5 protein-coding genes are annotated in these 6,134 nt (G+C 65.9%); all 5 read right to left on the bottom strand.

Annotation, left to right across the window (positions count from 1 at the left end):
* The coding region (locus LQV16_RS22615) for a nitroreductase family protein (RefSeq protein ID WP_229996087.1) at positions 1-329 on the bottom strand (329 nt) is incomplete at its 3' end.
* 131 nt (positions 330-460) lie between these two features.
* Positions 461-2,002, bottom strand: a complete 1,542-nt coding sequence (locus LQV16_RS22620; RefSeq protein WP_229996088.1) for a bifunctional 3-(3-hydroxy-phenyl)propionate/3-hydroxycinnamic acid hydroxylase — start codon at positions 2,000-2,002, stop codon at positions 461-463.
* Positions 2,003-2,051: 49 nt separating this feature from the next.
* Positions 2,052-3,950 (bottom strand): acyl-CoA synthetase, encoded by a 1,899-nt coding sequence (locus LQV16_RS22625; RefSeq protein WP_229996089.1) that lies wholly within the window; start codon positions 3,948-3,950, stop codon positions 2,052-2,054.
* Positions 3,947-4,885 (bottom strand): fumarylacetoacetate hydrolase family protein, encoded by a 939-nt coding sequence (locus LQV16_RS22630; protein ID WP_229996090.1) that lies wholly within the window; start codon positions 4,883-4,885, stop codon positions 3,947-3,949. Before LQV16_RS22630 ends, LQV16_RS22625 begins: the two co-directional genes overlap by 4 nt.
* A complete protein-coding gene (locus LQV16_RS22635; protein WP_229996091.1) occupies positions 4,882-6,036 on the bottom strand; it encodes a VOC family protein in 1,155 nt (384 codons plus the stop codon). Before LQV16_RS22635 ends, LQV16_RS22630 begins: the two co-directional genes overlap by 4 nt.
* Between the last annotated feature and the right edge of the window lie 98 nt (positions 6,037-6,134).

Raw genomic sequence — 6,134 nt, forward strand, 5'->3', positions numbered from 1 at the left:
GTTGGGAAGTGTTCGTGCCAGTCGCTGTCATAGGACAGCACCGCGACTGCGGGGGCGGTGCGGGTCTTCTCCTGGTTACCGTCGGCCAGGTGCGAGGCAAGGCGTTCGCGGGCTTCGGGTGACTGGACCCAGGTGATGCGCAGCGGCTGGTTGTTCATCATCGTGGGGCTCATCTTCGTCAGCTCGTAGATCGCGGCCAATGTGTCGGCTGAGACCGGTTTGGAGGAGAAGCTATTGGCGGTCCGCGCTTCGAGGAAGAGCCGTTGAGTGCTGTCGGAGTCGATGGCGAGACTGTCGTGGATCGTGGCGTAGGCTGTCGTGGGGTTCATGGTGTTCCTTTTGTGTTCGGGTATGGGAGCGGTTGATCCCGCGGGGTGTGACGGCCACTTCTGCTGCGCCTCACCTTGGCCGTCCGGTAGTGCGGTCATGCCCGAGGACGTTATGGGGAGCCGATGCGCTTTCATCGCTCTGTCCGCTCGGTCTTCGCGGACGCGGAGTGGAACGACGGCAGGCGGGCGAGGCTCCCGGCGACGGAGTCGGCGGTGAACACCACGGCGCGATCCGGGCGGACAACCGCGGCAGCAATCCGATGTCCAACGAGCCACTGATGGAGCTCAGATCCGGGGTCCGGGACGACAGGCGCCGCGCCCCTGAGCAGGATCTGTTCGCGCTCCTCGGGAGTGATCGCGAGAGCTAGCAGCGCGAATCCGTCTCCGGCGACCTCATCGAATCGCTTTACGTCCGGGGTGACCGAAGTGCGGGCGTTGGGGCAGAGACGTCCGACGGCGGAGGTGCGGGCCAGTGCCGAGAGCCGGGAGCCGAGGGGTATAGGCGTCCCTGACTGTGCGGGAAGGCCTGCCACGAGGTGCAGGCCCGGTGCGAAAAACCTCCGCAGGGCCGTACCGACGCGACCACCCGCGGTCATGGTGAGGCCGAACAGCTTTGCGACGGTGATGGTTCTTTTCGCGTGCCGCTTGCGCTCGGTCTGGTAGCTGGCCAGCGTGGTTGCGGGGAGCTCGCCGGCAAGAACACCGGCGAGCTTCCAGGCCAGGTTCATCGCATCTCGGAGTCCTGCCCCCATGCCCTGGCCTATGAAGGGAGGACTCAGGTGAGCGGCGTCGCCGAGGAGGAAGACCCGGCGGTCGCGCCACTTGTTGGCGACCTGGGCGCGGAAGGTGTAGTCGGCGACCCGGATCACGCGCAGATCGTCCACCGGGACGTCGCCGGTCCACGGCCGGATCAGCGGATGGAGCGTATCCATCGTCGCAAAGTCGGCGGCAGTCTCGTCAGGCAGCAGTCGGAACTCCCAGCGATAGCGGACCTCTCCGACGCGCATGTACGTACCGGCGCGGTGGGAGTCGCACAGTTGGTGGATGCCTTCCCACTGGTTCAGTTGCGCCGAAGTGTCGACGTCGACAACCAGCCAGCGCTGTTCGAAGCCCAGGTCCTCCATCTCCGCGCCGATGGCTCCCCTGACCATGCTGCTGGCGCCGTCGCAGCCGAGGACGTGGCTGGCACGGACCGACTCGCGTGCCCCTGTGGCACGATCCGTGAAGTCCACCTGGACTGCCGCGTTGCCTTGGGTCACACGGAGAACCTCGACATTTCCGCGCAGGGTCACCGTAGGCATGATCCGGAGGTTGTTGCGCATGAGCTGCTCGAGGTCCGGCTGGTCAAACATGTTCGCTTGGGGATAGCCGTGGGCGCCGCCATCGGCCGGTCGCTGGAACTCCGCGAGCACCCGGTGGTCGGGTGCGAGCAAACGTAGCCCGTGTGCAGGGCGGCTGAGCCCAGCGAATTGCGTCCCCAGGCCCAGACGATTGAGGATGCGATAGACCTCGTCGTCGAGATGTACCGCCCGTGGCAGCGGGTAGACGCCCTCCCAGCGGTCCAAGACGAGGCACTCGACGCCGTACTGGCCGAGTAGGGTGGCGACAGCCAGCCCGGAAGGGCCAGCGCCGACCACGATCACCGGCGCCACGCCCTCCTTGTGGGGGCTCATACTATTGCCGCCGTAAGACATCCAACCAGCGCTATCGTGAGGACGATGATCATCGATTCGCCTTTCCTGCGGGCCGATGCGTGATCCGCCATCGGACGCCGTACTCGTCGAGGGTGCGCTTGACGGCCGCATGCGATGCCTCGTCAGCACGCACGGTGACGACTATCGTGCCGTCCTCGATATCGGTCTCCACGGCGTGCACGGCGGCCGTCTCCCGCAAGGCCTCGCTCAGCGCTACCCTGGTGGCGTCCGCCCGGAGCGCGAGCTTGTAGAGTTTGCCGACGGCAGTGACCGGAAGCTGGTTGACGATTGTGACCGACTTCGGCGAGGACGCCCGTTCCCCGACCCGGTCATCCGCCCATCGGAGCAGGTCCTCGGTCCTGGTGGTCGCACCCGCAGCCAATGTTACGTAGGCGACAGGTACCTCTCCCGCATGCCGGTCGGGTCTGCCGACCGCCGCTGCGCCCGTCACGTCCGGGTGCGTGAGGAGGGCGTCCTCGACGAGTGCCGGGTCGATGTTGTGGCCGCCTCGGATGATCAGATCCTTGGCACGGCCGGTGAGCTGGACGAATCCGTCCTCATCTACCTGTCCGAGGTCGCCGGTGTCGAGCCAGCCGTCCCGCAGTTTGCCGAGGCCGTCGAGCAAGAGGCCGTCGGGGCCGTTGCCGATGACGTAGCCGGGAAAGACCGTCGGGCCCTTGATCACCAGCTGGCCTCTGGTGCCCGGTCCGAGATCATGCCAGTGTCCGTCGTCGTCGACGTGCACCGACTTGATCTCTTGGTAGGGCAGTCGGCAGCCGAGCGAACTCATAGTGGCGCCTGGGAAGCTCCGCACGCTTACGCACGTCGCTTCCGTCAGGCCGTACCCTTCGATGAGGGTGACGCCGGTGGCTGTCTCGAAGCCGGCACGCACGGCCGCGGGCAAGGGGCTGGCTCCGACCATGGCGTGGCGCAGGCTGCTGATGTCGGCGTTCACGGGAGATGCGGCGAGCGTGGCGTAGACGGTAGGGACGGCGCTCATGGCGGTAAGCCGGTGGTGCTCGACCAGCTTCCAGAAGACGCCGTAGAGGGCGGGGTCGCGGTAGCCCAGCGGTCCGGACCACACGACCGACTGGCCCTTGAAAAGGGGAGCGAGGACGGTCACCACGAGTGCATTGACGTGGAACAACGGCAGGGCGGCGAAGTACACGGCGTCCTCGCCGGGGAGGTCGTTGGCTGCGAGCATCCAGGCGTCGGCGACCTCGTTGGCTTGGGTGTGTGCCGCCAGCTTCGGGGTGCCGGTCGTGCCGCCAGTGTGGAAGAGTGCCGCCACATCGCCTTGTCCGGGCCGATCGCCGTGGAACTGCTCGGACGACGCGGTTGCTGCCCGGCGCGTCAGGTAGTCCACGCTTGCGAATCCGACGGTCGAGGCCGGGCCAGCGGGTGCCTGCCCGGTCGGTGACATGAGGAGCACGTAGTCCACCAGGCCCTTCTTAGCGAGGCTGAAAGCGGCCTCGGTGACGACGGGATCGAGATCGGGCCCGGCCGCCACCAGCACCCGCGCGCCCGAGCGCTGGAGCAGCTCGGCGATGTGGTCCTCGGACAAGCCGGGGTTGATCGGGACGGCGATTCCGGCAGCCTGGGCGGCGAGGGTCGCGGAGATGAGCTCCTGGCAGTTGGGCGAGAGTAAGGCCACGGTGTCCTGGCGGCCGACCCCGATTTGTCTCAGCAGGTTCGCCATCCGGTTCACATTGGCGAGAAGCTCAGCGAACGTCAGCGTGGCGGGTTCCTGCCAGCGCTCGGCGTTCCGAAGTACTGCCACTGCCGTCCGATCCGGCCAGAGCCGGGCGGCTCGGCACAGCAGCTCGTACGTCGATGCCGGAAGTCCGCGTTCGGACAGGGGGGTCCTCTCAATGTCGACGATGTCATCTGGGCTCGAGTACCGTGGCCAGAGAGTCGTGCCGTTCACCGGGCGTCCCTCACCGTCGTGCGCTGGCGCCCCAAGTCGATCTTCCCGTCGTCGGTGCTGACGGCGATCTCGATGACGTCACCGCTCTTGAGGTACTTCGGATTGCGGCCCTGGGCCTTGAAGAACAGGCGCCACTTCGTGGCCGGGGGCAGCAGATTGCTGATGATCTCGACTGGCTTCGGTGGTGCGCTCAGTGCGGTGCCGACAGGGGTGCCAGTCAGCACCAGGTCGCCGGGGGAGAGGTGCTGAAAGCGGGTGAGTGCCCCCAGCGCCTGGACGGGGAGGTAGATCATGTCGGCCACCGTCATGTCCTGGCGGACCTCGCCGTTCACCCACAGCCGCAGCCGCAGCTCACCAAAGCGGTTCCAGTCCTCGGGATCGAAGAGCACGAGTGTCGGTCCGGCGGGCGTAAAGCTCGGGTAGGACTTGGACTCGTAGAACTGGGTCTTCGGCAGTTGCAGGTCGCGGGCAGAGATGTCGTTGGTGATCACGAGCCCAGCGACGTAGTCGGCGATCGTGTCGTCGGTGATAACCGAGCCGACCGGGGTCTCTTGGCCCATCACGAGGCCGATCTCAGCCTCGTAGTCGAGGAACCGCACGTGCCCGGGCCGGACGACGTCGTCATGGGGCCCGCTGATCGAGCCCGAGGACTTGCGGAAGAAGGTCAGTGGGATTTTCTTAGGATCCATGCCGGCGTCCCTCACGTGCGAGGCGAAGTTCGTCATCTGGGCCACCACGCGGCACGGCACTGTGACCGGCGAGATGAGGTCCAGGTTTTCCACCGGCACAGTTTCGCTGCCGCCGATCGCGGCATTGATGGCCGCCCGATCGGCGATCAGCTCGCCCGTGGTGGTCGCAAGAGTGGCGATACGGGCGGCGCCGGTGGGCGTGTGGACCCACCAATTGTCGGCGGTACGCAGGATGGAGACGGTCATGAGGTGGCTACTTTCATCAGGCCGCGCAGGCGCGTGAAATCGAACTCGTTGTCGTCGCGGAGGGCTGAGACCATCGAGGCCAGCTCGCGCAGCGACTCCCGGCCGGGGGTGATACCGAGGAAGTCCTTGCTCGCCGGAGGGCCCCACTGGGCGAGATTGGAGGCGGACATTTGTGCCCAACCGGGCTCGAGGGTGCAGTCGAACATGTCCCCATCGGTGAAGTGCTCGACCAGGAATCCGTTGGGATCGCGCCAGTAGTCGAAGATTTGGCTGCCCTGGATGTGGCGGCCGATCCCCCACGAACGGTGGTACCCAAGGTCGTGCAGAAGCTCACCGCCGGCGGCAAGGGCATCGAGGTCAGCGACCTGGTATGCCGAGTGCACGTAGCGGTTCGTCGGTCCCAGCGTCATCGCGATGGTGTGATGATCGGTTGGTGTCGAACCCCGGTCGCAGCGGATGAAGCTCATTGTCGGACCGCGCTCGCGCTGGCCAGGGTAGTAGAGGAAGTCGCTGACGATCAGGCCGAGGTGTTCCAGGTGCCAGTCGAGCGTTTCACGGTACTTTGTGCTCTGAAGCACGACGTGACCGAGGCGCTGAACCGTCGCTGGTTGACGCAGTGGCCGCTGGGTCTGGTTGGCCCGCGCCAGCTCGTGGCCGGAGTTGAACGTGAGCGGCGTCTGGGCCGGTAGTGCAGGGAGTTTGTGCGTGTCTGCGACGACGCGAATCGCCGCGCCGCTCGGATCCACGAGGTTAACCCCTATGCCGCCGATGGTCTCCGGTAGTTTTTTCGTGGTCGTGCCTGTCGCGTCAGCCAGGCGAAGGACGTCCGAGGCCTCGGCCGCAGTGAACGCGGCGCCCAGGTATTGCGATCTCGGTCCGCGCCGTACGATCACGCACGGCGCTCCGGTGTCGGTGCCTCGGAGGTGCAGCTCGTCAGGGGTGCGCAGGCTCGTGGCGAAGCCGAAGGCGTGCGCGAAGGTCTCGGCAGCGAGCAGGTCTGGCTTCTGGAACTCGAGCCAGGCGATGTCATGCACCTTGATGATCGGGTTCGCCGCCCGTCCGCGGTGCTCGCCTCGCAGCGCCCCTTGCTCACTATGCAGGTCAGTGTGCAGGTCGCTGTGGGTCCCAGGGTGGTCATGGTGGTCATTCATGGATAGCCTCACTTTCTGAATCTATATTCGGTTATGAAGATATCGTCAGTCAAGGGCAATTGAAGATTTCTTCACTATATTGATGGCGCGCTGGTAGG

Origin of the sequence: Arthrobacter sp. Bi26 (assembly GCF_918697925.1) — a bacterium.
GTDB lineage: Bacteria > Actinomycetota > Actinomycetes > Actinomycetales > Micrococcaceae > Arthrobacter.